The organism is Chryseobacterium electrogenes, from assembly GCF_053553015.1.
In genome coordinates, this window is record NZ_JBNPPB010000002.1 from 1,479,349 (window position 1) to 1,506,155 (window position 26,807).

General features: G+C 33.5%; 24 protein-coding genes and 1 tRNA gene. 6 read left to right on the forward strand and 19 right to left on the reverse strand.

Annotation, left to right across the window (positions count from 1 at the left end; genetic code table 11):
- Window positions 1-25 precede the first annotated feature (25 nt).
- Window positions 26-679 carry a YggS family pyridoxal phosphate-dependent enzyme gene (locus tag ACQQ6V_RS06820; RefSeq protein WP_448844800.1) on the forward strand — a complete coding sequence of 218 codons (654 nt, stop codon included), beginning with the start codon at window positions 26-28 and terminating at the stop codon, window positions 677-679.
- A 32-nt stretch (window positions 680-711) separates the two neighbouring features.
- Here the strand turns inward: ACQQ6V_RS06820 and ACQQ6V_RS06825 are convergent, their stop codons facing one another.
- The 7 genes from ACQQ6V_RS06825 to ACQQ6V_RS06855 form a co-directional block, all read right to left on the reverse strand.
- Window positions 712-1,158 carry a hypothetical protein gene (locus tag ACQQ6V_RS06825; RefSeq protein ID WP_448844801.1) on the reverse strand — a complete coding sequence of 149 codons (447 nt, stop codon included), beginning with the start codon at window positions 1,156-1,158 and terminating at the stop codon, window positions 712-714.
- Window positions 1,159-1,164: 6 nt separating this feature from the next.
- Window positions 1,165-2,268: a glycosyltransferase family 4 protein gene (locus ACQQ6V_RS06830; RefSeq protein ID WP_448844802.1), complete on the reverse strand. Its 1,104-nt coding sequence runs from the start codon at window positions 2,266-2,268 to the stop codon at window positions 1,165-1,167.
- Window positions 2,269-2,271: 3 nt separating this feature from the next.
- Complete coding sequence (locus tag ACQQ6V_RS06835) at window positions 2,272-3,048, reverse strand: polysaccharide deacetylase family protein (protein WP_448844803.1); 777 nt, start codon at window positions 3,046-3,048, stop codon at window positions 2,272-2,274.
- 3 nt (window positions 3,049-3,051) lie between these two features.
- On the reverse strand, window positions 3,052-3,975 hold the full coding sequence (locus ACQQ6V_RS06840) for a glycosyltransferase family 2 protein (protein WP_448844804.1): 924 nt from the start codon (window positions 3,973-3,975) through the stop codon (window positions 3,052-3,054).
- A complete protein-coding gene (locus tag ACQQ6V_RS06845; RefSeq protein WP_448844805.1) occupies window positions 3,972-5,144 on the reverse strand; it encodes a glycosyltransferase family 87 protein in 1,173 nt (390 codons plus the stop codon). Before ACQQ6V_RS06845 ends, ACQQ6V_RS06840 begins: the two co-directional genes overlap by 4 nt.
- Before the next feature lie 31 nt (window positions 5,145-5,175).
- Window positions 5,176-5,997, reverse strand: coding sequence for a 2,3,4,5-tetrahydropyridine-2,6-dicarboxylate N-succinyltransferase (locus ACQQ6V_RS06850; protein WP_448844806.1), 822 nt, complete (start codon window positions 5,995-5,997; stop codon window positions 5,176-5,178).
- A 219-nt stretch (window positions 5,998-6,216) separates the two neighbouring features.
- The gene (locus tag ACQQ6V_RS06855) at window positions 6,217-6,747 is read right to left on the reverse strand and encodes a C40 family peptidase (protein ID WP_448844807.1); all 531 of its coding nucleotides are present in this window, start codon (window positions 6,745-6,747) and stop codon (window positions 6,217-6,219) included.
- 99 nt (window positions 6,748-6,846) lie between these two features.
- On the opposite strand from ACQQ6V_RS06855, the gene ACQQ6V_RS06860 reads away from it, so the two are divergent.
- Window positions 6,847-6,920: transfer RNA gene (locus tag ACQQ6V_RS06860), tRNA-Ala, on the forward strand.
- Between the two features lie 137 nt (window positions 6,921-7,057).
- Here the strand turns inward: ACQQ6V_RS06860 and ACQQ6V_RS06865 are convergent.
- Both ACQQ6V_RS06865 and ACQQ6V_RS06870 read right to left on the reverse strand, forming a co-directional pair.
- Window positions 7,058-7,708 carry a metal-dependent transcriptional regulator gene (locus ACQQ6V_RS06865; RefSeq protein ID WP_448844808.1) on the reverse strand — a complete coding sequence of 217 codons (651 nt, stop codon included), beginning with the start codon at window positions 7,706-7,708 and terminating at the stop codon, window positions 7,058-7,060.
- 227 nt (window positions 7,709-7,935) lie between these two features.
- Window positions 7,936-8,364, reverse strand: a complete 429-nt coding sequence (locus ACQQ6V_RS06870; protein WP_448844809.1) for a cold shock domain-containing protein — start codon at window positions 8,362-8,364, stop codon at window positions 7,936-7,938.
- Window positions 8,365-9,363: 999 nt separating this feature from the next.
- Between ACQQ6V_RS06870 and ACQQ6V_RS06875 the strand changes: the two genes are divergently transcribed.
- Together ACQQ6V_RS06875 and ACQQ6V_RS06880 are read left to right on the forward strand one after the other, a co-directional pair.
- Complete coding sequence (locus tag ACQQ6V_RS06875) at window positions 9,364-12,858, forward strand: hypothetical protein (RefSeq protein ID WP_448844810.1); 3,495 nt, start codon at window positions 9,364-9,366, stop codon at window positions 12,856-12,858.
- 6 nt (window positions 12,859-12,864) lie between these two features.
- On the forward strand, window positions 12,865-14,070 hold the full coding sequence (locus ACQQ6V_RS06880) for a hypothetical protein (RefSeq protein ID WP_448844811.1): 1,206 nt from the start codon (window positions 12,865-12,867) through the stop codon (window positions 14,068-14,070).
- Between the two features lie 109 nt (window positions 14,071-14,179).
- On the opposite strand, the gene alaS is transcribed toward ACQQ6V_RS06880, so the two are convergent.
- From alaS to queG, 5 genes are all read right to left on the reverse strand, one after another.
- Entirely contained in the window at window positions 14,180-16,783 is a 2,604-nt protein-coding gene (gene alaS, locus ACQQ6V_RS06885) for an alanine--tRNA ligase (RefSeq protein ID WP_448844812.1), read from the reverse strand.
- A gap of 150 nt (window positions 16,784-16,933) precedes the next feature.
- Window positions 16,934-17,338, reverse strand: a complete 405-nt coding sequence (locus ACQQ6V_RS06890; protein ID WP_448846180.1) for a murein L,D-transpeptidase catalytic domain-containing protein — start codon at window positions 17,336-17,338, stop codon at window positions 16,934-16,936.
- Window positions 17,331-17,594 carry a hypothetical protein gene (locus ACQQ6V_RS06895; protein WP_448844813.1) on the reverse strand — a complete coding sequence of 88 codons (264 nt, stop codon included), beginning with the start codon at window positions 17,592-17,594 and terminating at the stop codon, window positions 17,331-17,333. Before ACQQ6V_RS06895 ends, ACQQ6V_RS06890 begins: the two co-directional genes overlap by 8 nt.
- Before the next feature lie 2 nt (window positions 17,595-17,596).
- A complete protein-coding gene (locus tag ACQQ6V_RS06900; protein ID WP_448844814.1) occupies window positions 17,597-18,274 on the reverse strand; it encodes a TIGR02117 family protein in 678 nt (225 codons plus the stop codon).
- 197 nt (window positions 18,275-18,471) lie between these two features.
- Window positions 18,472-19,401 (reverse strand): tRNA epoxyqueuosine(34) reductase QueG, encoded by a 930-nt coding sequence (gene queG / locus ACQQ6V_RS06905; protein WP_448844815.1) that lies wholly within the window; start codon window positions 19,399-19,401, stop codon window positions 18,472-18,474.
- Window positions 19,402-19,491: 90 nt separating this feature from the next.
- Here queG and ACQQ6V_RS06910 point away from each other — a divergent pair, with 90 nt between their 5' ends.
- Window positions 19,492-19,785, forward strand: a complete 294-nt coding sequence (locus ACQQ6V_RS06910) for a rhodanese-like domain-containing protein (RefSeq protein ID WP_448844816.1) — start codon at window positions 19,492-19,494, stop codon at window positions 19,783-19,785.
- Between the two features lie 17 nt (window positions 19,786-19,802).
- On the forward strand, window positions 19,803-20,297 hold the full coding sequence (locus ACQQ6V_RS06915; RefSeq protein ID WP_448844817.1) for a DinB family protein: 495 nt from the start codon (window positions 19,803-19,805) through the stop codon (window positions 20,295-20,297).
- Between the two features lie 56 nt (window positions 20,298-20,353).
- On the opposite strand, the gene ACQQ6V_RS06920 is transcribed toward ACQQ6V_RS06915, so the two are convergent.
- From ACQQ6V_RS06920 to dacB, 5 genes are all read right to left on the reverse strand, one after another.
- The gene (locus tag ACQQ6V_RS06920; protein WP_448844818.1) at window positions 20,354-20,530 is read right to left on the reverse strand and encodes a phosphatidate cytidylyltransferase; all 177 of its coding nucleotides are present in this window, start codon (window positions 20,528-20,530) and stop codon (window positions 20,354-20,356) included.
- Window positions 20,531-20,629: 99 nt separating this feature from the next.
- The gene (gene kbl / locus ACQQ6V_RS06925) at window positions 20,630-21,823 is read right to left on the reverse strand and encodes a glycine C-acetyltransferase (protein ID WP_448844819.1); all 1,194 of its coding nucleotides are present in this window, start codon (window positions 21,821-21,823) and stop codon (window positions 20,630-20,632) included.
- 76 nt (window positions 21,824-21,899) lie between these two features.
- Entirely contained in the window at window positions 21,900-23,825 is a 1,926-nt protein-coding gene (locus ACQQ6V_RS06930; protein WP_448844820.1) for a M1 family metallopeptidase, read from the reverse strand.
- A 102-nt stretch (window positions 23,826-23,927) separates the two neighbouring features.
- Window positions 23,928-25,031 carry a T9SS type A sorting domain-containing protein gene (locus ACQQ6V_RS06935; protein WP_448844821.1) on the reverse strand — a complete coding sequence of 368 codons (1,104 nt, stop codon included), beginning with the start codon at window positions 25,029-25,031 and terminating at the stop codon, window positions 23,928-23,930.
- Between the two features lie 243 nt (window positions 25,032-25,274).
- The gene (gene dacB / locus ACQQ6V_RS06940) at window positions 25,275-26,723 is read right to left on the reverse strand and encodes a D-alanyl-D-alanine carboxypeptidase/D-alanyl-D-alanine endopeptidase (protein WP_448844822.1); all 1,449 of its coding nucleotides are present in this window, start codon (window positions 26,721-26,723) and stop codon (window positions 25,275-25,277) included.
- Window positions 26,724-26,807 lie beyond the last annotated feature (84 nt).

Below are 26,807 nucleotides of genomic sequence, written 5' to 3' on the forward strand. Positions count from 1 at the left end.
TATTATTTATTTTTAAAATCTAATTATGAGCTTAACCGATCAATATAATAATATTAAAAAACAACTTCCTGACGACGTAACCTTAGTTGCAGTCTCTAAGAACCATCCTTCTGATAAAATACAAGAAGTCTATGACTTGGGACAACGGGTATTTGGCGAAAATAAAGTGCAAGAAATGTTAGAAAAGCAAGTTGTACTTCCTCAGGACATACAATGGCATCTAATTGGGCATCTCCAGACTAATAAAGTCAAATACATTGCGCCTTTCGTAAGTCTTATCCAAAGTGTGGACAGCGAAAAACTTTTAATTGAAATTGATAAGCAAGCTTTAAAAAACAATCGTAAAATAGACGTTCTTCTTCAGGTTAAAATTGCTGAAGAAGATACCAAAACTGGATTAGAAATATCAGAAACTAAAGAGATTTTCCTTAAATACCAGCAAGGTGATTTCCCTAACATCAACATTATTGGATTAATGGGAATGGCAAGCTTTGTAGACGATAAAGCCCAAGTCGAAAGAGAATTTTCTTTCCTCAAAAGATTGTTTGACCAACTATCGTTGCAGAAAAAATTAGACATTTTATCCATGGGCATGTCAGACGACTTCCCTCTCGCAATACAATGTGGTGCGAATTCTGTAAGAGTCGGTTCTGCAATTTTCGGGCAAAGAGAATATTAAAAATAAAAGCAGCCTAATAATTTAAGCTGCTTTTATTTTACTAAAAAAACTTCTTGTGGCTGGCTATCTTTATCAGAATAGCGCTCACCATATAGATTATAGAAATTTTTAATGGACACTTCATTAAGTTGATTATCTACAACCAAATTATTATTAATAATGGTTTTTGCAATTTGCCTAGGAGATGCATATGATACACCATAATTAACCTCTACAGCTTTATCCATATTATTAAAAATATATCGCATATACCTTAATTGCATCGAGCTAGTCGTACTTAGATATGCAATAGTCATCAAAGGTTTGTCCTCTAAATTACTAATGTAATAAACACAATTATTAGCAAAGCGATTACATCCTTCAATCTTTATTTTAGCAAATTTCTCTTTTCCATTATAAATAATGTTATTTTCAATTTTTTGAGACAAAGCAAAGCTAGAAATCAAAACTAAACTTATTATAAAATGTTTCCTCAGCATATTATTTTAATTAAATAGTTCATTATAAACAACCATCAAATTGCGTGCTATAATCGCATCGCTGAAATTATCTTGTGCAAATTGCGCTGACTTTTCTGCCCTTCTCAATCTTTCTGACTCGTTGTTCCAAAGGAATTTTATTTTTGCTCTAATATCAGTCTCATCTAATGGATTAACGTACAAAGCATCTGGACCACCCGCTTCTGGCAGGCAACTCACATTACTCGTAATGACCGCCGTTTTAGAAAAATGAGCTTCAATCACAGGAATCCCAAACCCTTCGAACAAGCTTGGATAGATAAATATATCCGCCAATTGATAAATTACCGCAAGATCATCCATATTAACGCCTTCCAGAAATTGAATTTGCGTTTTCATTTGATGTTTAGAAATGTATTTTTCAATCTGTTGATAATACTTGGTTTTCTTACCAACAACCACCAACGGAATATCTGTCCCGTGCAATGCCTTGACCACAGCCAAAAGGTTCTTACGCTCTTCTATCGTCCCAACATTTAGAATAAAATGCGGAGGCAATTGATATTTAGCCATTACTTCTGCTTTAAGATCTTCAGAATATTGAAGTTTAAAAGCGGCATGACAACCTTGATAAACAACTTTAATTTTGTCTTCTGATATTTTTAAATATTGAATAATATCTTGCTTAGTCTGTTCTGAAATCGCAATCACAATATCAGCCAAATGAGCAGATTTTTTAAATTTCCAAAAATGAATTTTACGATCAAAAAAAGAGTAAAATTGTGGATAACGTTCAAAAATAAGATCATGAATGGTCAACACTTTTTTAATCGGTTGTTGATTCCATTTAAAAGGAATTTCGCCCGATAATCCATGAAAAATATCCGCTTGGAGTTGTTGCGCATCTTTTCCCATTTTCAGCTGACGAGAAAATTTCCCTTTGCTAATGGGTGAGAAATTAACGTTAGGTAAGGCTTCTATATCTTTAGCGCGATCATTTCTATTTTTAGACAACAACACATATTTGTTATCCGGAAAATAACTCGCTAAAATCCGAACAAGATCTCTAGAATAGTTTCCTAATCCTGATGTATTATGATAAAAACGCTTGGCGTCGTATGCAATTTTCAAAAGTTAAGCTTTAATAGATTTAACAAAATCAACAGTTCTGCCAAAGGTATAATTATTTTTCAGGCTCCATTTAATAAACTCTTCAAATCTATTTTTCATTTTGTCATCGGTATTTTTTATAGTAAAACCTGGCAATTTGAAATCAGGATTAGTTAGATTACAAAATTCCCACGGATGAAAATACACATTGAGATATTTAGTATTATTAATACAACGTTTCGCAAAAAAACGATAAAGTCCCACCGGAAAGTTATGAAAACTTAACCAAAACAATGGTACTCGCAATAATGGCGACACCGATGCGGGCAACTGCAACACTTTATCTTTAACAAAATAAGTGCGTTTTACATGAAGATTATTATATCGTCCAGGCAAAAAAGTTGGATTAACAGACGAGTTGTAAAGATAACCAGCATCTGCAACTTCAGTCTCGTTAACAGGCATCATTCTTGGCATTCTTAGTCCTACAACTTCGGTATTAAATAGTTCTTCTAATCTTACTTTAGACGTTTTAAGATGTTCATTTTTAAAATCAGAATGGTACCAAGTATGACTTGCTAACTCATGACCTTCTGCCAATAATCGCTTGATAATATCTTGACTATGTTCTGCAAAAACCACAGTAGAAAAGAAAGTCGCCTTAATATTATATTTTTTGAGAATATCAAGAATAGCAATTGTTCCTTGTTGAGAAATAGCAATCTGTTCTTCAAAATTAATTTGACCTTGATATTCTAACGGCATATCAAATTCTTCGATATCAAAACTTAACAGAATCATGATTTAAAAATTTTTAGATCTAATAATATAATTAGGTCTGTGTTTTATCTGTGTGAAAATTTTCCCCATATAACTTCCTATAATCCCCAAAATAATCAACTGAATACCTCCAAAAAAAACAATAGTCATAATTAAAGATGCCCAACCAGAAATCTCTGTTTTTGTCGCAAAAGCATAAATTACATAAGGAATATAAAGCAATGAAATTAATGAAAAGAAAAAACCTAAATAGGCAGCAATATAAAGAGGTTTTACGCTAAAAGCTGTAATCCCCGTAAAGGCAAAACGAAGCATCTTGGTAACTGTATACTTACTTTCTCCAGAAAAACGGTCTTCTGCCACAAATCTAATGGAGCTTTGCTTATAACCCATCCACTTTACCAATCCGCGTAAGAAAAGATCAGACTCTCCTATTTCTCGCATGCTATCTATGACAGATTTGTCCATTAATCGGTAGTCAGAACTTCCTTTCTCGAACTCCACGTCTGACAAAACACTTAATAATTTATAAAAAAAGTCTGAGGTTTTTCTTTTAAACAACGTTATATTTTTAGAATATTCTCTAATCGTGTAGACAATATCGAAACCTTCTTCCCATTTCTTAAGCATCTCAGGGATTAATCTTGGAGGATGCTGCATATCCGCATCCATAGAAATCACCACATTACCTTTTGCTAAATCTAGTCCAGCTTTAACGGCATTCTGATGTCCGAAGTTTCTAGAAAACTCTACGTATTTCACTTCTTTAAAATCCAGTGCTAATCCTTCTAATACAGATTGTGTATTGTCACGGCTACCATCATTAACAAAAATAATTTCGTATTGATAATGAGGAAGCGTCGCAAAAGTCACATCAATCGCCTGTCTGATAACCTCAAGATTACCCTCTTCATTAAAGGCAGGAATTACAATAGAAACTAGTTTCATGCGGCAAGTTTATAGTCGGTTTCAAAATTTCTGGTCATCAACTCATATATAATTCTGAACCAAACAATGGTGCATGGTAATGACTTTAAAGAATATTTGACAACATAATTTTCTTTAATATATTTCGGGAATAAGTCCGAATTAGAGAAGCACGTTAAGACAATTACAAAGATGAGTAATCCTATAACGAAAGGTGTTTTTTCTTTCTGAATTAAAAACCAAATCATAACACCTGCTACAGCAATAATATAAGTTGGAGACTCAGATCCAGAACTGAACAATACCGTAAACAATAAAGTTGAAGCTAAAATTAATAATCTAAAAGCCTGATTCTTATATTGTTTTATCCTAACATAAGGCAAGGCAAATAAAGGCAAACCTAAAGCAAAAAAATATAAATTAGAAATACTTGCATCTTGCAATATTCTCCTTACAAAACCCATTAATGAAATATCTTGATAGCTATCTAAGACTTGATTGCCATTATTCTTAATTTTCAATTCTGTAAACCAATCCACATACGTCTGAATCCCAAAATCTGTAGAAGAGTACACCATCGGAATTACTAAAAATAATACTCCAAAAACAGCCAATGAAGCGATAAACTTCAATTTATTTTTAACAAAGAAAAAAGAAGACAATCCTACAATGCCATATATTTTAACAAAAACACCTATCATAATAGCAAGAGCAGACTTAACTTCTTTCTCTTTATAGATGTAAGTTGCAGACAGAATTAATAAGCCTGTTAACGCAATATTGAATTGTAAACTCACTGCCGCCGTAATAAACTCCTGCAGGCATAACCATGCAAAAAAGGCTTTGTACTGATTAGAAAAAGGCAAACTTTTTATCGCATAAAGAAATAATAAAGTGTTGGCAACATTCCACAGGACAATCCCTAACCAATCTGGCATTACCGCAAAAGGCGCAATCAACAAACTGAAAAATACGCCATAATGATTACAATCAAAATATAAATCAGGATAGTGAGAATAGAGATTACGTTCTTTTAATGTATTGAAAAACACATTTTTAAAAATCAAATAATTATTGTAGCCGCCAGGACCTCTATTATATTTAGAAATAGCAGACAAAGCCGCTACAATAACATATATAATTGCAATATATCTTGGGTTAGATATAAACTTGAAAAGTTTCTCTTTCAAAAGTTAAAATGGTTTTTAGTTTTATTTGATCTTAAACAGCTACGTTATTCTCACGCAAAGCATCATTAAGAGACGTTTTCTTATCTGTAGATTCCTTACGTTGACCTATGATTAATGCGCAAGGTACCTGATATTCGCCAGCTGGATATTGCTTAGTATAACTTCCTGGGATTACTACAGAACGAGCAGGCACTCTTCCTTTAATCTCTATCGGCGTATCTCCTGTTACATCTATAATTTTAGTAGACGCTGTTAATACAACATTAGCACCAAGCACAGCTTCTTTCTCTACATGTACACCTTCTACAACGATACATCTAGACCCTATGAAACAATCGTCCTCAATAATAACTGGTGCAGCTTGCAATGGCTCTAGCACACCACCAATACCAACGCCACCAGAAAGGTGAACATTTTTACCAATCTGTGCGCAGCTACCAACAGTTGCCCAAGTATCTACCATTGTTCCGCTATCTACATAAGCTCCAATATTAACGTAAGAAGGCATCAAGATCACACCACTTGCCACAAAACTACCATGTCTTGCAATCGCGTGAGGCACTACTCTTACACCTTTCTCTGCATAATTTTTCTTTAACGGAATTTTATCATGAAACTCAAATGGACCTACTTCAATTGTCTCCATGGTCTGGATTGGGAAATATAAAACTACCGCTTTCTTCACCCACTCGTTAACCTGCCAACCATTTTCTGTAGGCTCTGCCACTCTTAGCTCACCTAAATCTAATTTTTCTACAACATTTCTAATCGCATCTGTATAAAGAGAATCTTTTAGAAGATCTCTGTTATCCCATACTTTTTCAATCGTTTCTTTTAGTTCCTGTAAAGACATATTTCTATAATTAATGTTATCTAATTTATTATGGTGTGACCCTCGTTCTCCCACTGCCAGCTTGCTACGCTCGCGCCGTGCCACATCGGGTCGGTCTACGCGCAGTCGCTTTTATAATGTGCTGATAACTTCGGCTTTGCCTCATCACCAGCACATTATAAAGAGCTCCAACAATGCGCTTCGACCTCACGCGAATCACTCGACGCAAAAATAACAAAATTATAGCACGCTTCGTGCAAAAAGAAAAGCTTTATTCCAATAGAATTCATTTAGCGACGAAATAATCACACCTTTGCTTGTAGAGGCGTGGATAAATTTGATTTCGCCACTATTTTCGATATTATTAACAATCCCAACATGAGAAATCGTACTTCCTCCAGATGTTGCAAAAAATAGTAAGTCACCAGGCTTAACGTCTTCTATCCTTACAGAACTCCCGGCACTACCTTGATCAGAAGAACGTCTTGGCATTTTATAACTATTCTCATCAAAGACTTTAACAACTAATCCAGAACAATCAAATCCTGTCTTGGTATTGCCTCCATATTTATACGGAACACCCATATATTGGTTAGCGCCTTTCACGATAGAATTACGATTACCACTGACATTGCCAGTATTTTTTGATTCAAATTTTTTAATATTAGTATTTTTAACCGTGTGAGTAGGTTTTTTGTAAGAGCTACTTTTGCGACTAGAGCAAGAGTATAAAGTAACTGCAGCAATAAGAATAAATACGAACCTTTTCATTAAAAAACTTTCTATCAATCAAATATATAAGATAAAACTGATAAAATCAAGTTGCGAAAGTCAATTTTTTGTTATAAAATTGCAATACTAAAAAAAATTGGGGAATTAGCTCATCTGGCTAGAGCGTTAGACTGGCAGTCTAAAGGTGACGGGTTCGATCCCCGTATTCTCCACAAAACAAAACCGCAATCACTTATAAAACAGTCGATTGCGGTTTTTTATTTTAAAATATTTATTTTAGATTATGATAACTGTTGGTTTCAAGTTCTTAACACAAGAATTATAGCATATTAACTAGATTTTTAGGAAATCACATACTAACCAATAATCTATCACATACTAGCTTACTAAAACGCTCTTGCTTGCCATCAATATCTATCAACATCGATTGATCAAAATTTTCGATGCTTACTATTTTCATTTGTGTTCCCAGAGCAATTTCGCGTTTATTAAGATAATTTAGAAAATCTTCCTCAGAAGTCGTAACAGCAGATACAATTACTAATTGACTTTCTTTGCAAGCACTCAGTTTTCTAAAATCAGGATGTACCACTACGCCATCTTTGTCTGGTATAGGCTCTCCATGTGGATCAATTTTGGGATAATTAAGAATTTCATCCATTTTATTAAAAAAAACATCAGAATGGATATGTTCTATTTGCTCCGCAATTTCATGAACATTTTCCCATCCAAATCCCATTTTATCGACCAAAAACATTTCTGTTAATCTATGCTTACGCACAATTAATGCAGCTTCTTTTTTGCCTACCTCGGTTAATACAATTGGTTTGTAAGACTCATAAATCACCCACTTTTTATCTGCAAATTTCTTTATCATGCTATTTACAGAAGGCATTTTGATTTGTAGATGTTTACTTAGATCATTTACAGAAACTTCATTATGCTCATTAATAAGATGATAAAGTGCTTTAAGATAATTTTCTTCAGTCAAAGAATTCATATCTCAAAGATACAAAAGTTAGTTACTATTAAAAAATTATCTAACAATTAATTTTAGCAATATTTGCCTAATAATCATGATCAAAAATCCGTCAGATCTTTATAGAAATATTTTTTGAGGGAATATTTAATTCAAAAAAAAAAATGATAAATATCTCAACTCTTTTTAAATATAGTCCAAAAAAAAAGCTGTCTATAATAAGACAGCTTTCTAATATTTTCTTTTTATTACTTGATTAATTGTACATTAATCGCAGAAAAACCTTTAACAGATCTTTCTTTTTCAAAGGATACTTTATTACCTTTTTTTATAACTTGCGAGCAATTATTACTATGGAAGAAGACATTTTCTTTTGTGCTATCTTCTGTAATAAAACCGTAACCTTTCTCACTAAAGAATGTAACAATACCAGATTTGGTAGTTTCTTCTTCCGGAATTGGAGCTGCACCTAATTGGATTTCGTCAAGATTAACATCTTGTTTTTCGCCAGGAGGCGTAGACGTCAACTGTCCATAAGCATCCACGTACATTAGCATATCATCCAATTCTTTTCCTTTGTTGTTATTGGTTTTACGCTCTTCACGTCTCTGTGCTTTTTCTTTTTGTTTTTGAGCTTTTTTCTTGAAATTTTCTTTTTTGGAGAAAGAATCTGCCATAAATTATTTTTGATTTTAAGTTAATAATTTGAAATATTGTTTGACCTTACAATCTAATTTTATGAATTATGAATTCATAAAAACATTAGCCAAACCACAAAAATTGTGCAAAAATAAGGCAACTGAGGAAGCAAAAACTGAGAGAGAAAAATGTATATTCTAAACTTAAAGAAAGAGCAAAGGCAGACACCTATTTAATGATACAAATATACTACAAAAAATTTAACTATTTATTATATATTTTTTTATCTAATATTTCCCTCTATTATGGTCACAATATTTTTTGGCTAAAATCAATCTTCTGTAATGTATTAATTTGCAATAAATAACCGAAAAAAACTACCTCATTAAGAAACTGATTTTTTAGGACGAGACAATATTATAGAATAAATAAAATACAGCATCCTTTTCAAAAGCATGGAGATTATCAGCATCAAAAAAAGCTCTATACTTCACAGCCTGAAATTGTATTTTGTCCCAAACAAGGCTTTTTGTAAGCTCGTGTAATTAAAGGAAAGCCTACTTAGTTTGTTTGAGGAGTTTAGCATTAAGTAGGACTATTCTTCGTCATCATCAGACCTATAACAAAACTCATCTTTACGACTTTTTTACCGCCTAGTTTTAATATTGATCCAAAATATCCTAGGTAACAAACGCATTAATTTCTCCTCCATTGATTTTATGTTAGGTCATAATTTCAGCTCCAGAAACCATCCCTTTTTCTTGTAAAACAATCCGAGATCAGGCATTATGCATCTGCCATCTCCTAAAACTCTTATAGCAACAAAAACACACATAAATAACTAAATGCCAATGATTTAATAACCCACTACCCTATGGGTAGTCCACTAACTACCCCTCCACTACCTCAAAAAAAAATGATTATGACAATAATAATTTTGACTTTTGCAACACTGCATCATTTGTGCTTTGGTATATTCCCTAATACTACAATAGCATAGATGACTTGCAACAAAAAACTAACAAAATAACCATATAATGATCAAAAGAACAAAGGCCATTTTAATTGTATTTGGGCTTTTTCTAGCACCATCTGTACAAGCTCAGATTGGTCAGATTACGTCCGTAATTAGCATTGCAAGCAAGTATGCTACACTCTTAAAATCTAATCAAAATGACGTTATTTATGCAGATGAAAATTTAAACGAAGAAATTAACGACCATGTTAAAATAGCTATCATTCCTTTTAATACAATGATTAGCTATATAAAACCTGTAGAATATTCAACCGAAGATGCTGAGCAACAGTTTGAAAATCAACAAATGGTCGGCAAGCTTCTCCAAGAACAATTCTGGGACGTTTTTGATAATTACCGTTCCGAAATCTACTTGCAAGATATCAGAATTACCAATAAAATTCTTCAGGATATTGGTTATGCGCTACATCCCGCAGATTTCCCGCCTTCGTACCTTGCTAAATTACTTAATGTAGATGCCGTGCTTATCTGTACTTATGATCTAGAAGTTGATAATCAAAAAACAGGTTGGCAAAATCTATCCAAAGCCGTAACAGATCTTGCAATATCTCAACTAAAAGGAAATATACCTGGCTTACAAGCTTTAAAATTTATTAAAAATCCTAATGCGCTTATTGATGTTATTACCAAGCCTGGTGAGTTTTATGAAAAACTAAAATCCGGTGATATTGCCGCGATAACTTCGGTTGCCGGAACTTTGCTACCTGAAGGAAACTGGCAAAAAGTTGCAGATATTGCCGCAAAAAATTCTAAAACAATTGTTAAAGTCGCAAAAGGTGATACCTCCAATCTTTTTAGTGATCTTGTCGCTAACAATGCTACTTTATTAGGAAGCGAATTAAAACTTAATCCTCAAGTTGTTAAGTTAATTCAGAATAACTCCAAAGTTGCTCAGAACATCATTGATGGTAATACGAAAGGTATTATGTTCGATATCATATCCAGCAATGTTGAGAGTGTCACGAGTAAATATGTTGGCGAACAGAATTCTTTTCTGACTTCTACAATTAGCAACAACGCAAGTATCATCGCAAAATTAGCGACTGGTGACACATCTAACCTATTAAATAATGTCTTAGACAAAAATATTGGGCAAGTTACCAGCATGATTGGTGGTAATAATGCCTCTTTTTATTCTAACTTAATCCTTAAGAACAAAGATCTCGTAGGCAAAGCACTTAAAGGTGATTTTACATCATTAACAACAGATCTATTAACCAATAATATATCATTAATTGGTGAAAAGCTACCATTAGGCGAAGCTCAAAAATACGCAGAACTCCTTTCTAATAAAGAAGCAATAAAAGGCTTATTATCTGGCAATACACAATCTATTGTACAAACCTTAACTCAAAGCGGGGTACAACTTTTTGGGGATAAATTAGGAAATGCCGATGTACAGAAATTTGCGACAATCATTGCTAACAATAAGGATTTTTTACAAAGCACAATAGACGGCGATCCTAAAAAAATGCTCAACACTTTACTAAGCAAAGACAGTAACTTGCTTGGTACAGCTCTTAACAGCGCACAATTAGGAAAATTAGGAGAGATACTAAATAACAATTCTGAAATTATCGTAAAACTAGCTTCCGGCGATACTTCTAACCTATTACAAGATACTTTAGATAAAAACATCTCTTCTCTAGCGGGCGTTATGCCCAGTAAATCTGCCTCTTTCTATACTGACATTATCCTTAAAAATAAAAATCTAGTTTCTAAAGCATTTACTGGTGATTTCACGGATTTCACTTCGGATTTATTAGCCAGCAACAGCGTGCTGATTGGTGAAATACTACCATCTGAAGAAGCTAATAAATACGCATCATTACTAGCTAATAAGCAAGCTATACAAGACCTATTATCTGGTGACACACAAGCTATCATAAGCACTGTTACAGAAAATGGATTAGAATTATTTGGTGACCAAATAGAAAATATTGATGTCCAAAAGTTTGCAAAATTAATCGGAAATAATAAGGATTTCATCAGAAATGCAATGAATGGTGATACTAAAAATATGTTGACATCTTTACTCAATAAAGACAGCAATATTTTAGGAACTGCACTAGATAAATCACAAATTGGAGAATTCGGGAATATTCTTCTGGACAACTCAGAGCTTATCGGAAAGTTAGCCAATGGCGATACATCCAATGCTTTGCAAGATGCCTTAAGCAACAATGTCAACAAATTAGTAGGAAGTATTGGCGACGAATCGACATCTTTCTACACCAATCTTGTCTTAAAAAACAAAGACCATATTAACAATATTATAAAAGGTGATGTTTCCGGTTTGGTTTCTATGGCAATTAGTAACACTACTACAATTGGCAGTGATAAGTTATCAGTGGATGTTATCCAAAAATACACTGCTATTTTAACAGACAAAAATAACATCACTAAGTTTATAGAACTAGATCAGGAAACGATCATTTCTAACCTTAGCCAGAATGGAAATCAACTATTTGGAAACAATATCCAAGGCGTTGACATCCAACATTTAGGACTTTTCATTAGCAATAATAAAGATTTTATAAGTAATATCAACAGCGGCAATATTCAGAATACCATCAGCTCTTTATTACAACAGAATAGAAATTTATTTGGTGTCGATCTTAACTTTAACCAAATTAATGAATTTTCTCAAATCCTAGGAAATACAACCGAAGTCATCAGTAGTCTAATTAATGACAACTCGGCCCAAGGCACATTAGGCGTGTGGCTATCTGGTCTTAATCTAGGTGTTGATAAGTCCTCTTTGTCACAAACTTCTGACCTATTAATCAATAATAAAGAGGCTGTAGCTTCTTTATTAAAAGGAGAAAAAGAGCAATTAACAAAATACTTAGGCACAGGAGAGCAAGCGTCCAAAACAGCCGAAGCATTGATTAACAATAGATCAAAAATTAATCAGCTCTTAAATATTGCACATGACGAGGATTTTACAATTCTATCCAAAACGCCTGAAGATCTAGCGGTTATGGCTTACAAAATCTCTGACAGCAAATCCATACTTAATGGCATTATCAAGGGCAACGAACAAGAAATTTTCTCCAACTTCGCTAATGAAGATCTTAAAAATGACCTCGGAATAGACAAAAATCTCTTTAAGCAAATCTCTAAAGGACTAACAGAAGAACAAAAAACAGTGTCAGAAGTGATTGTCAACTCTAAAATTAATCAGATGCTACTTAATGAGATGATAGACCTTCAGTTTTTTGATTTCGGGAAAGATGCTATTTCTCACAAATACGACAATGTTAGCCTTAGAGAAAAAACCTTTTCGCAGACAACAGCTTCAATTTTAGATCCAACTTTAGACCCGAAAGACAAGTCAAAATTCACAATTAATATTTTCTCAAAAGATAGCGACAAGGTACTTTGGCAATACATTAACGACAACAACAAAACGAGAATATACGACATGGCAAAAACTATCACAGCCGTTATCAAGAGACTTAACAAGAATTTCCCATATTTTGTAAATAAATAACATACCATGAAAAAACTTATACTATTTGCTTTTATTTTAGGATCACTATCTCAAGCCAATGCACAAATGATGATGGCACCGAGTAAAGATGTTACCAAAGCTATTAAGAAAAACCCAGCGCTGCTTAATGCTATTAGTAATAATCCTCAATTACTTAACTCTCTTAATGTTAATGACAAATTATTAGATGCTGTCGTGGATGATGCTCAGATTCTTAATTTGGTCAGCAACAATCCTGCAATTCTTAACACCATCAATTCTAGTCCAGATTTCTTAAAATTACTAACCAAGAAGCCTGAGATACTTATGACACTTACCCTAAATCCTCAGATCGGGAATGTACTTAATGAGAACCCTGCATTGTTAAAAAGTATTATTAAAAAGCCAGAACTTATTAACACAATTGTATTTTCTACTGCTAATAACAATCAAAGTAACAATAACCATAATAATAATAATAATAATAATAATAATAATAACTACAACCAAAATACAACTCAGCAGGCACTCAATGTTCTCAATACCGAAACAGAAGAGAAGAAACAATCAATGGGTTCCAAATTGTTAAAAGGTGCGTTATCCGTTGTGTCCGAAGTTGCATTACCTGGAAGCGGTCTGTTAACCAATAATTTATTAAAAGGAAGCGATCTTCAGAAGAATATTGATAAATCCAAAAATCAAAATATTTTCCTGTCTAAAAGATATGACGATTATACAAAAGCACACAAAGTTGTAGCCATTATTCCTTTTTCTGTCGACATCGAAGGCGAGAATAAAAAGCAAATTACCAGCAAAAAAGACAGAGTAAGAAACGAAAAAGAAATCGAGGAAAAAGTCCAAGAAAGTTTATACAAGTTCTTATTAAAACATCAGAACAAATATTCTATTGAGTTTCAGGATATCAGCACAACCAACCTTAAGCTTAAGAACAGCGGTATTATGTCTACATTATACACCACTTCTAAGGAAGATATCGCCAAGGCCTTGGGTGTAGATGCTGTCATCGCAGGGAATTATACTCAAAAAATGAACAACAAAGAAAGTAAATCCGGAATTATCAAAATCACATTATTTGATGGAGAATCTGGAGATTGGGTTTGGAAAATGGATGAAAATGCAGGATCTAAATACTCACTGATTGATGAAACTGACAAACTCATGAATAACCTGATGGAAAAAGTTGCCAATTTCTTTCCTTATCGTTCAAAATAAAAATGCAACCAAATTTTTAATTCTATATTATAGTTTAATTTATTGTTAACCAAACAAACCAGCCTCATTAAGAAGCTGGTTTGTTGTTTTTATAGTATTTAATTTAAAATTAAAGTTTCAAGGCTTTTTGATAAGCATTTTCTAGTCCGTCAAGATTTTTACCACCTGCCGTAGCAAAACCTGGATTTCCTCCGCCGCCGCCTTGGATTTCTTTAGCCAGATCTTTCACAATAGTTCCAGCTTGATAAGTTCCTTCTAGATCTGCAGAAACGCCAACTGTAATCATTGGCTTTCCGTCTGCATCAGACAGAATAATCGTTACAGAATTAGCAATATCTTTCTTCAGTTGGAAAACAATATCCTTAACAGAAGCCGCATCTAGAGAAGTTTTCTTCACCAATAATTGCTTGTCACCACTTTGTACATAAGCAGTTTTCCAATCGCCGATTTCTCCTTTAGCCTTCTCTTTTTTCAAAGCATCAACTTCGGATTTTAAAGCTGAATTTTCCTCAATTAATTTCTCGATAGATTTTACAATATCTTTAGACTTTAATAACTGAGACAACTCTGTAATTTGATGTTCAATATTTTTAAAATAAGCCTCTGATTTATCACCAGAAATAGCTTCTATACGTCTGATACCAGCAGCTGCAGAACTTTCTGACACTAATTTGAAATGACCAATTTCGCCGGTAGATTTCACGTGCGTTCCACCACAAAGTTCCTTAGAAGAACCAAATTCAATCATTCTTACATTATCTCCATATTTTTCGCCAAATAAAGCCATTGCGCCTTTGTCCAAAGCCTCCTGAATAGGAATATTTCGGTATTCTTGTAGTGCGATATTTTCTTTGATTCTCGCATTGACTTTATCTTCAACTAAAGTCAATTCTTCATCCGTCATTTTCCCAAAATGAGAGAAATCAAAACGAAGGTAATCTGGTCCAACATAAGATCCTTTCTGCTCCACGTGCGTGCCTAAAACTTCTCTCAAAGCTTCGTGTAACAAGTGCGTCCCAGAGTGGTTGGCTTGAGAATTTTTTCTCTCAACAGCATTAACTTTAGCATAAAAAACTGCGCTAATATCTTTAGGTAAATTCGGGATTAAAGAAATGATTAATCCATTTTCTTTTTTAGTTTCAAGAACTTCTAGAGATTCTTCTGCGTTTTCTAACAAGCCTTTGTCACCAACCTGACCACCGCCTTCTGGATAAAAAGGTGTATTATCTAAAACAACTTGATAAAACTCGCCGTCTTTATTTTCAATTTTTCTGTAACGGGTAATCAGAACTTCGTTTTCAACTTTATCATAACCAACGAAATTTTCTGGCTTTTCTTCTAAAACAACCCAATCATGCACTTTTGCTGCTGAATCTTTTTTAGAACGTTGCTTTTGCTTTTGCATTTCTGCTTCAAAACCTGCTTCGTCAATCGTTAATCCTTTTTCTTCGGCGATAATTCTTGTTAAATCATCTGGAAAACCAAAAGTATCATATAACTCAAAAACATCTTCGCTTGGCAATACTTTCTTATGATCTGTAATGGTCTGTTGGATTAGCTTTTCGACTCTAACAAGGCCTGTCTCAATGGTTTTAAGGAAAGAATCTTCTTCGCTCTTAATCACCTCCGTTATTAACGTTTCTTGCTTTTCTAGCTCTGGGAAGAATTTCCCCATTTGATTTTTAAGCACCGAAACCAACTCAAACAAGAATGGTTCTTTGATATCTAAAAATCGATAAGAATAAGAAATAGCACGACGCAAAATCCTTCTAATCACATAGCCTGCACCTCCATTAGAAGGCAATTGTCCGTCTGCAATAGCAAAAGCAACTGCACGGATATGATCTACAACTACACGGATGGCGATATCTTTTTCGTCTTCTAAAACACCAGTATATTTTTTGCCAGAAAGCGCCTCAACTTTAGCGATCAACGGCGTGAAAACATCGGTATCATAATTAGACTTTTTATCTTGTAAAGCCATACAAAGACGCTCAAAACCCATCCCTGTATCAACGTGCTGCGCTGGTAATTTTTCTAGAGAACCATCTGCTTTACGGTTAAACTCCATGAAAACGAGATTCCAAACTTCTACAACTTGTGGATGATCGTTATTAACAAGATCTAGTCCAGAAACAGCAGCTTTTTCTTCTTCACTTCTAAGATCAACATGTATCTCAGAACATGGGCCACAAGGTCCACTAGCACCCATTTCCCAGAAATTATCTTTCTTATTTCCGTTGATAATTCGGTCTTCTGCAATGTGAGATTTCCAGAAATCATAAGCGTCCTGATCTCGGTCTAGATTTTCTGAGGTATCTCCTTCGAATATCGTTACATAAAGATTTTCTTTCGGGATTTTATAGACTTCTGTCAATAATTCCCAAGCAAATCCTATCGCATCTTTCTTAAAGTAATCACCAAAAGACCAGTTGCCCAACATCTCGAACATCGTATGGTGATACGTATCACGACCAACATCATCTAGATCATTATGCTTCCCAGAAACTCTAAGACACTTTTGAGTATCGGCAATTCTGGAAGATTTTGGTTCTTTATAACCTAAAAAATAATCTTTAAACTGTGTCATCCCAGAGTTGGAAAACATAAGCGTTGGATCGTCTTTTAGGACAATAGGCGCAGAAGGTACAATGAGGTGACCTTTACTTTTAAAGTAATCTAAAAATTGCTGTCTTATTTCTTGTGAAGTCATTTTAAATATCAGTTGATCGTTGTTGGTTAATCGTTAATTATCTTAAGCATTAACATATAGTTTGCAAAAATAAGAAATTTGAGGAGATTTTTTCGTCATATTTTTAGAATTAAAATAATCTAAAATCAATGTATAACTAATAATGTAGGATTAATCATAAATCCACATCAAAACTGGCTTTTCTGAAGTCTTGAGTAAAGCATCAATTTCTCTAAAAGCATTATTAGATACCGTTGGACAACCCCATCCTTCCGGAGAACCTGCTGGATAAACCTCATCATCACTCATCATTTCCCAAGAATGGAAAACGATAACGCGTTTTGCAGCATTATTATTAGTTTCTTCTAAGCCGTGCATAAGATACTTAACATTAACACCCCAGCTACTGTAACCTCTTTCCCCAATTCTGTATTTCCCTAGAGAAGATCGATGACTGTCTTCTATATTGCTGAAAGTAGGATTATCTTTAGTTTCGTCTGCACTCCAAGCACCGTCACCGCAACCATGGCCTACAAGATATTTTTTCTTAATTTCATTATTTTTAAAATCAAAAATTAAAAATTAAAAATCTTTTAAGGCCAGAGTGAATACTCATATCCACCAAAATACAAAAGTCCGTATTAAAATTTTTAGCTGTAGAAAACTCTAAAGCTTCTTTTCCTTTTTGTAAAGTTTTAGAATCATCTAAAGTTGATTTTGCTACTTGGGAGTCATCAGAATCTGTTGTAGGGAAAACACTTTTATAAGCAGGCCTCTCTCTAGAACAAGATATTATTGAAAACAGAAGTAATATATTGAATAAAAATTTCATAACTATTTATAATGTCGGAAGATTCCAAAGTCTGTTGGTGTCCATAATGCTGCCTTTTGACCAGCAACTTTCAGGGCATTATTACTCCAAGTATTACAAGTATAAAGAAAACTGTAGCTTCCTGTAGCATCATAAAACGCATCATTGTCGCTGTACACGGCATCAGTATTTATCAATTGATAATTTCCGTTAGCATCTTTATCAAATTTAGCATCAATAAATTGTATTAAATCTTGGTATTGCTTAACCGTCAACATTATTTTTTTGCAGTCATCACCTTCCTTCATATTATTATAAAAAGTAACATGCATGGCAGATTGACCCATCCAGAAAGCCGCTTTGATGGCGGTAGAAGCTTTGAGATCTGCCCAAGTTGGCGTGTCCAGATAAAAACCTTTGTCACCCCAACCAAACGAAGTGAATTTGTAACCCGTTTTTTTGCCAGTTGTATTAGAAAAAGGAATTTTAGTACTCCAATCCATAAACTCTGACTGCGTAGGAACAACAATATCTGTATGGACGCCATTGGTCAAAATATAGGCTTCTATAACTTTAGGATCCTCTGTTTTCTCCGCGCTTACAGGAATCAACGGAACGATTAAGGCTAGAATAACATACAGTATAACAAGTCCTAAAATGATACCTAGCAATTTTAAAAGAGTGATTAATAATTTTTTCATCAAAGTTTATTTTAAAAAATTAAAGATAACAGAAAATTAACTTGAAAAACAAAATAATTAACCTAAAACCTTAATTATTCTTTGTGAAATTAAATATCTTTAAAACACAATCAAAACCTTATGCAGAAAAAACAAAAAAGTTATAAGCGTATAAAAGTTAGAGTGAAAATTGCGCCTAAAAGACAACAAAAACGTTTCTAGTCGGACAAAAAATCGAGGTTACGCTTAAGTCCAGCTAACTTGGTCCTTTTAACTGGTGATTTCTTAAAAACTGAAGAAAATAATTCTTGAGTAATCTCTTTCCACTCTTGTTTCGTCATGTTTTTCAATGCAGAATTTGGCTGAAATCTTTCCTCCATATTTGGTTTAGAAAAACGATTCCAAGGGCAGACATCTTGGCAAATATCACAGCCAAACATCCAGTTTTCCATATTATTTTGGAAAGAAGTTGGGATTTCGTTTCTCAACTCTATCGTTGCATAAGAAATACACTTGCTTCCATCCACAATTTTGTCACTGATAATCGCATTAGTAGGGCAAGCATCAATACATTTTCTGCAACTGCCACAATGATCTGTCGTAGGACCATCATATTCTAACTCCAAATCACAAATTATCTCTGCCAAAAAGTAAAAAGAACCACTTTGTTTGGTAATGAGATTCGCGTTTTTACCAACCCAGCCAATACCCGATTTCCTTGCCCAAGCACGCTCTAAAACTGGTGCCGAATCGACAAATACTCGACAATCAAAATCGCCTATTTCTTCTCTTAATTCGGTAACCATATCTCGAAGAATCTCCTTAATAATCTCATGATAATCCTGACCGTAAGCATATTTTGAGATTTTCAGGTCTTTATCTTTAAAAATATCCTCTTTAGGAAAGTAGTTATAACTTAAAGAAATAACAGACTTGGAGCCTTCTACCAATAATCTTGGATCTAAGCGTTTATCAAAATAATTCTCCATGTAATGCATCTCGCCGTGACTTTGGTTTTTCAACCATTTTTCTAGGCGTGGCGCTTCCTCTTCCAGAAAATCAGACTTAGATATACCACAAGACTGAAACCCGAATTTCTTGGATTTATCTTTTATTAATTGTGTATATTTTTCTGTATGATTTAACATGAGCGCAAAGGTAAAATTTAAATTTCTTTTATTTTCTAACTAAGATTATTATTGTAGTTTTGTTATTATAAATTTTAAAAATCAATAAAAATGGCTATAGAAGACGTATTACTAGCAGGCAACTACCACTTAATCGATGTTAGAGAACCTATGGAATTAGAAATGGACGGACATATTGAAGGTGCACAAAACATCCCATTAGGAGAATTAGAAGATCGTAAACAAGAAGTTCTTAACCTTAACGGAACAAAAATATTTTTCTGTAGAAGCGGTAACAGAAGCGGCAAGGCAACTGATTACTTTAAGGCCGAAGGCTTAACGGATGTCTACAATGGTGGTGGATATAATGACCTAAGTCAGACTCTTGAGAATTTTAACAAATAGCTTCTAATAAAGTTAAAATGAGTATTAAGGAGAGTTTCATTATAGAAATGCAACGCGAGACTGCGACTACAAAAAGATTGTTAGAGCGTCTTAATCAAGATCATTGGACTTGGAAACCACATGAAAAATCGATGTCTACAAGTGCTTTAGCAAAACATATTGTACATCTACAAACATGGCTACACGAAGCAATTAACACTGATTCTTATAATTATCTAACCGATTATAAAGAAAGTACAGAAAATAGCTTCGAAGAGCTTATCACAACTCTTGAAGATGGTCTGCAAAAAAACATAGACTTTGTTAATGCAAAACCAGAAGAGTTTTGGTTTGACGAATGGACTTTTAAACATGGTGACCACATTATCGCAAAGATGCCAAAAATTGGTGCTTATCGCTTTATTATCACCAATCACCTCATCCATCATCGTGGGCAATTGAGTGTGTATCTTAGATTATTAAACATCCCTGTTCCTAGTATCTATGGTCCTACAGCAGACGAACCAATGTAGATTAAAATTCAAAAAAAAAATAAAATCCGATGAAAAATATTCATCGGATTTTTTTATTACTTTTTGCCGCCACCCATAATTTTGGAAATAATCCAAATCACTGCGACGACTACCAAAAACATTAGAATAAAAGCCCACCACATTCCGGCTTTAAAAATAGTATTAATAGCTTCGCAACTGGTTAATAAACTAGACACCGCTAAAAGCATGAAGATAAACGAATATTTTTTCATAGTAATATATTTAGTATCAATTATTCAAAATTCATACCAATAAAAAAGCAAGTTCATAAAAATAAACCTGCTTTTTATATTTCATGAAAAAAAGAGTGACTATATAATCCCTAGTTCTTTTCCAACTTTCTCAAATGCTGCAATAGCTTTGTCTAGATGTTCTCTGGTATGCGCTGCAGACAATTGTACTCTAATCCTAGCTTTACCTTTTGGTACCACCGGATAGAAAAATCCAATAACATAAATCCCCTCATCCATAAGTTTTTCTGCCATTTTTTGAGACAATGGTGCATCGTATAACATGACAGGTACAATAGCTGCATCACCATCAGGAATATCAAAACCTTTAGACTTCATCTCAGTTCTGAAATATGTTGCATTATCCATTACTTTATCTCTCAATGATGTATCATCAGAAATCATGTCCAACACTTTGCTTGCTGCTCCAACAATACCTGGCGCCAACGAGTTAGAAAATAGATATGGTCTAGATCTCTGACGAAGCATATCGATAATTTCTTTTTTACCCGAAGTAAATCCACCTAAAGCACCACCTAAAGCTTTGCCTAATGTTGATGTAATGATATCTACTCTTCCCATCACCTCATTAGCCTCGTGTGTACCACGACCTGTTTTCCCTATAAAACCTGTTGCATGAGAATCGTCTACCATAACCAAGGCATCATATTTATCTGCTAGGTCACAAACTCCTTTAAGATCAGCCACAATACCATCCATAGAGAAGACGCCATCTGTAACGATAATTTTGAAACGGTGGTTTTGCTTAGAAGCTTCAATTAGTTGAGCCTCTAGATCTGCCATATTATTATTCTTGTAACGATATCTTGCTGCTTTACACAATCTTACTCCATCAATAATAGAGGCATGATTAAGCTCGTCAGAAATAATTGCATCTTGGTCAGAAAACAGAGGCTCAAAAACGCCACCGTTAGCATCAAAACATGCTGCATAAAGAATTGTATCTTCTAGACCTAGAAATTTAGAAATTTTAGCTTCTAATTCTTTGTGAATATCTTGTGTCCCGCAAATAAATCTTACAGATGACATCCCATAACCATGAGCAGCAGTGGTATCCTGAGACGCCTTTATAACTTCTGGATTATTAGATAATCCCAAATAATTATTAGCACAGAAATTAAGAAGCTTCTTACCATTAGCTTCTATCTCTGCAGATTGTGGCGATGTGATAATTCTTTCTGTTTTAAAAAGACCTTCGTTGGTGATATTTTGTAACTCGTTTTGTAAGTTTTCGAGATATTGTTTAGAAATCATAATTATTGAATTTTCGATTTTAACAAAAATAAAAAAAAGCCCTCAAATAGAAGGCTTTTAAAAACATAATTATTTCTTAATCTTTAATAAATTTGAAATTCTGATTCCCTAATTTTAAAACATAAACACCGACTGAAAGCGTACTGATATTAAGTTTAGAATTAGGTTGATATTCTCCTTTCTTTATTAATTTCCCTTCAGTAGAGAAGATCTCATATTGTACAACTTCATTAACACCAGAAATTGTTAATTCATTTTTTGCTGGATTAGGATAAAGCTGAACATTAATCTTGTTAACGTCTCCAACTGCTAAATTATTATCTTTTATTACCGATCCAGCAGGCGTTAAAAGTTGTCTTTCATAATTAAATGCAACCGAGGAAATTGGAAAATTAACAGCCTTGGTAAAGAACTCGTCATTGACACTATTATCTAAAACTAAATCTGCAACTTGCCCAGATGTCCCTGTAACTCTTACCGGCAAAGGCATTTTATAGTAACTAACAGAATTATGACTTTGAGTTTGAGACACCTTAAATGTCACATTATTAGAACCCTGTTTCCATCTAATAGTATATGTTGGGAAACCTTGACCATAAATCCATTGATTGAAAAAATAATCTAAATTTTTGCCCGTATATTGATTAACAAAAGCATTAAATTCTGTTGTTCTCACATAAGAATTTGCAAACTGCGGTGCATTAAGATAATCTTTTAGCATCGCATAAAAATTGGCATCACCCAAGATCCATTTCAACATTCTTACGACATAACCGCCTTTAGAATAGCTTAATCGCGAATCAAAAATCCTATCAGAAGACAACTGGCTATCGGGAACATAGACACTTCCATTAGCCCTAGCGGTAATTGAAGATATTTCTGATGATAAATAATTTTGAAAAGAAGCCGCAGACATTAACATTTTTTCGTTAACCAAATGCTCTCCAAATGTTGCGAAACCTTCGTTAAGCCAAATATCATTCCATGCGCCACAAGTCACTTTATCACCAAACCATTGATGAGCCAACTCATGAGCGATAAGTCCTTTGCTAAAACTTCCCATAGAACTCATAGTAGTATGCTCCATACCACCACCCCAATTAAACTGCATATGACCATATTTGTCATTTCTAAAAGGATAATCTCCAAAATAATTTTCGAAAGTTGCCATACAGTCTTTAGTCCAATTAATATTAGACATCACAGTAGAATTATCTGCTGTAGTTGGATAGATGTAATTAACAAAAGGAAATGTATTACCTGGACTTCCCATGGTATCATTCAATTTCACATAATTGGTAACTCCTATCGCCACTAGATATGCAGGAACTGGATAAGAAAGCTTCCAAAAAGTTGTTTTTTTATTATTACCAATGTTAGTTTCGGAGATTAGACGACCATTGGCGGCAACATTATATTGTGTAGACGTAGTGACCTTAATATCCATTTTGTCTATCTTGTCATTCATGCTTTGCTTGGTAGGCCACCATTCTCTAGCCCCAAAAGGCTCTGATAAAGTTGCTAAAATCGGCACACCATTTTGCTTGGTAGATACATAAGCGTCCCTACTTGTTGGTGCGCCACTATATTTAATCGATAAAGAATCTAGCACATTAGCATTAATATTAGCAGGAAAATTAATTTTCACTTCATTGGTATTAAGCTTTTGGAAGGTTAGAGGTTGACCATGATACTCTACCTCGCTTACATTAAGGCTATTAGCTAAATCAAAATATATAGAATTGGAGTTGGATAACATCTTAAAGTGATGAGTTACAGTACCAGAAACATATTGTACGGCTGGATCTACATCTATTTCTAATCTTGCGTACTGCAAGTCATAGTTAAGTGTATTAGGATTAACATTTTCTGTCAATAACATTTTATTGTTATAAGATCTGCTTTCTGACTTAATAATTTCTTTTTTATCTACATTATGATTTTGCGAAAAAACTGAATTAAAAAATCCTAATATCGCAACCGTAGTAAAGATTGTTTTCATTTAATTTAAATTTAACCAAAAATACATAAAAAAAACTCACAAAATTAATGTGAGTTCTATTTTTTTGAAAAAATATCTTCAATGATATTATAAATCTGAAAGTTACTTTTTGATTATTTTTTTGACTAATGATTGTCCATCTTTTTGCTTGATATTTACAAAATAAACGCCTGCAGAAAGCGATTTCATATTGATTTTAGAAGCTTCTTTAAATCTTCTTACAACTTGACCACTTGCATTGGTAATAGTAATTTCTGATATCTCATTATTAGATGAAATATTTAAATAATCAATAACAGGATTAGGAGAAACCTTGATATCAGATGTCTTAATATCATTAGTTGCCAATGTAGTAACCACTTTTACAGTATAATCTTCTGTCTCACCAGAGCCATCAGATACATCACACGACTTACCCCATGTTGCATTGGCTTGAGGCGTGGTTGCAAGCCTTATTCTCATTCTGTATTCTCCGTCTGGCACAGAACTAGGAATCGTTATAGATTTAGTAACAGTACCAGCCCCATCATCTTGTTGACCAAGATATGTAAATTCGTTCTGATCAAATAAAAAGTTTTTATTATAATCAATCCACATAGATACTGATTGTTGATACCAACCATAACCTATGTCTACACTAAGATTGTAACTGGTCCCTTTAACCAAAGTTATTGTCTTAGAACTAAAATCATTATATCCGCTTTGAGAGCAATCCGAAGTATTAATAAAGTCAGCAATAGAAACTTTTTTTATAACAGCACCATCCGTACAATTCATGTTTGGTTTACAGTAATCTGTTCTAACGTCATACTTACATTTAACATTTCTAGAGATTAAAGTAGAAGAATCAAATGCACAAGAAGCATTTTTATGAGAGTAATATCTTACTTTTCTGTTACCATCAGACTTATAAGGTACTCTACCTGATCCATGAGCAAGCACAGTTTTGCCATCTTCACTGGTTATCGTAACATAACCGAATACAGCACCTTCAGATTTATTAAAAAAATCATAATCAACACCTTCTCGTAATTGAACAACAGAATACTCAGACATAAAAGCCCAATCGATTATCTTTTCATCTTTATTTTCGCAATTTGGAGTAAAAACCTCATCCGGGTAGACTCCATTTTCTGCAGTTGTACATTGTGCCGATAAAGTATTGTAACTTGCTAATAAAATAGCAGAAAGTAAAATTTTCTTCATATATTATATTTATATTATACTCAAATATAATGTATTATTTTTAAATTTAAGACTAAACAACTATTGATATTATAAAAAACCAAGTCATATAAAAATATCTAAAGCCGTATTTCTCATAACAAGAATCAATTTTAACTATTCAAAAAAAACTGAAAATTTTATAAGCTTAAATTTTAAAGCACAAAAAAAACTCACAAAATTAATGTGAGTTCTATTTTTTTTGAAAAAATATCTTCAATGATATTATAAATCTAATGTAGGATCTAGTAATTGCTCCATTCTATTTTTAACCTGATCTACTGAGCCACTGTAATTATTAATCATCAACGAAAAAGCCAGCGTCTTACCAGTTCTTGTTTTAATATAGCCTGCAAGTGTTTTAACACGATTTAAGGTTCCTGTTTTAGCAAAAATCTGACCGTTAGAATTGTATAAAAACATCCTCTTGAGCGTCCCAGTTTGTCCTGCGATAGGTAAAGATTCAAAATAATCTTTATAATAAGATTCTTTCATCAAGTTGGTCAAGAATTTTACTTGGGCAATAGGCGATACAGTATTATTTCTTGACAATCCACTGCCATCATAATAATTAAGCCCGTTGCTATCAAATTTTTTATCTGCTAAATGAGCAGTTACTACTTCTCTACCACTTTCTATCGTTTGATCTCCTTTTATCTGAAATCCTAATGTTTTGAGAGTCGCTTCTGCTAAAGCATTATCACTATGTTGATTGGTATAAAAAATAATATCCGTTAAGCTTGGAGATTGATATTTGCTAATCGTTTCTCTAGGTTCTGGATCTTTATCGACAGTTCTTGGAGATACTTTACCAATTACCGATATTCCTTTTTTAACAAGATTAGCCTTAAGATTATTAGCCAGATAAGCTGGCGGTTCTGCAATTTTTGTAGTTACCCAACCACCTTCAAATTTATCTGCATAAACCATCTTATTGGTGTAAGGCGAAACGTAATAATAGTTTTTAGTACTATTGAATGGATTATTCTGTTTTGCCAACATCTTTTCATTTTTAGGATCAATATCTTTAGTTGTTCCTATTGGCAGATAATAATTATTATGCTCTATCCATACGATATTAGGTGGGAGATTAGACTTATTTTCCTTAAAAACAGCAGTTTCTATGACAATATCTCCTTTTACTTTTTTAATACCTTTTTCTTTAAGCGCATCTGCAAATTGGTTAATGATATCCGTGTAAGATGCGGCGCCACCTTTACGACTTCCCAGAGAAGGATCGCCACTACCTATAATATAAAGATTACCATCCAATGTACCTGTTTCGTCAATAATACCAGAAATTTCTAATTGTGTATTCCAACGGAACTTACCTCCTAATAAAGAATAAGCTGTTTCTGTAGTAAGCAACTTGGTAGTAGAAGCCGGTACCAAAGGCGCATTTTCGTTATAAGATGTAATTACTTTATTAGATTTTGGGTCATATACAACAAATCCCCAGTTAGCTGATCGCAATACAGGATCACCCATCATTCTGTTAATATTAATATCAATCTGATCTTTTGGAGATAATAAGGCTTTTTCTGCCGTGACATCTTTGACTAAACTTGGCGCTTCATATAATTGAGGTAATGTAGATACAGCAGAGGTTTGTGATAACAAAGTAAGACTAAGCCCTAGACCTAAAGCTGACAAATAACTTTTTATTTTATTCATTCTTAAAGGATTGGTTAAAATTATTGACAATATGAAAAAGTAAAAATTATCACATTCTCTGTCAATCTCAACACTAAGTAAAGT

Coding starts and splice junctions, on each gene's coding strand:
- ACQQ6V_RS06855 (WP_448844807.1), bottom strand. CDS start 6,747: ATGAAAAGGTTCGTATTTATTCTTATTGCTGCAGTTACTTTATACTCT.
- ACQQ6V_RS06820 (WP_448844800.1), top strand. CDS start 26: ATGAGCTTAACCGATCAATATAATAATATTAAAAAACAACTTCCTGAC.
- ACQQ6V_RS06825 (WP_448844801.1), bottom strand. CDS start 1,158: ATGCTGAGGAAACATTTTATAATAAGTTTAGTTTTGATTTCTAGCTTT.
- ACQQ6V_RS06895 (WP_448844813.1), bottom strand. CDS start 17,594: ATGAAATTTTTATTCAATATATTACTTCTGTTTTCAATAATATCTTGT.
- ACQQ6V_RS06880 (WP_448844811.1), top strand. CDS start 12,865: ATGAAAAAACTTATACTATTTGCTTTTATTTTAGGATCACTATCTCAA.
- alaS (WP_448844812.1), bottom strand. CDS start 16,783: ATGACTTCACAAGAAATAAGACAGCAATTTTTAGATTACTTTAAAAGT.
- ACQQ6V_RS06850 (WP_448844806.1), bottom strand. CDS start 5,997: ATGTCTTTACAGGAACTAAAAGAAACGATTGAAAAAGTATGGGATAAC.
- dacB (WP_448844822.1), bottom strand. CDS start 26,723: ATGAATAAAATAAAAAGTTATTTGTCAGCTTTAGGTCTAGGGCTTAGT.
- ACQQ6V_RS06910 (WP_448844816.1), top strand. CDS start 19,492: ATGGCTATAGAAGACGTATTACTAGCAGGCAACTACCACTTAATCGAT.
- ACQQ6V_RS06865 (WP_448844808.1), bottom strand. CDS start 7,708: ATGAATTCTTTGACTGAAGAAAATTATCTTAAAGCACTTTATCATCTT.
- queG (WP_448844815.1), bottom strand. CDS start 19,401: ATGTTAAATCATACAGAAAAATATACACAATTAATAAAAGATAAATCC.
- ACQQ6V_RS06875 (WP_448844810.1), top strand. CDS start 9,364: ATGATCAAAAGAACAAAGGCCATTTTAATTGTATTTGGGCTTTTTCTA.
- ACQQ6V_RS06870 (WP_448844809.1), bottom strand. CDS start 8,364: ATGGCAGATTCTTTCTCCAAAAAAGAAAATTTCAAGAAAAAAGCTCAA.
- ACQQ6V_RS06930 (WP_448844820.1), bottom strand. CDS start 23,825: ATGAAAACAATCTTTACTACGGTTGCGATATTAGGATTTTTTAATTCA.
- ACQQ6V_RS06900 (WP_448844814.1), bottom strand. CDS start 18,274: ATGAAAAAATTATTAATCACTCTTTTAAAATTGCTAGGTATCATTTTA.
- ACQQ6V_RS06835 (WP_448844803.1), bottom strand. CDS start 3,048: ATGATTCTGTTAAGTTTTGATATCGAAGAATTTGATATGCCGTTAGAA.
- ACQQ6V_RS06915 (WP_448844817.1), top strand. CDS start 19,803: ATGAGTATTAAGGAGAGTTTCATTATAGAAATGCAACGCGAGACTGCG.
- ACQQ6V_RS06840 (WP_448844804.1), bottom strand. CDS start 3,975: ATGAAACTAGTTTCTATTGTAATTCCTGCCTTTAATGAAGAGGGTAAT.
- ACQQ6V_RS06935 (WP_448844821.1), bottom strand. CDS start 25,031: ATGAAGAAAATTTTACTTTCTGCTATTTTATTAGCAAGTTACAATACT.
- kbl (WP_448844819.1), bottom strand. CDS start 21,823: ATGATTTCTAAACAATATCTCGAAAACTTACAAAACGAGTTACAAAAT.
- ACQQ6V_RS06920 (WP_448844818.1), bottom strand. CDS start 20,530: ATGAAAAAATATTCGTTTATCTTCATGCTTTTAGCGGTGTCTAGTTTA.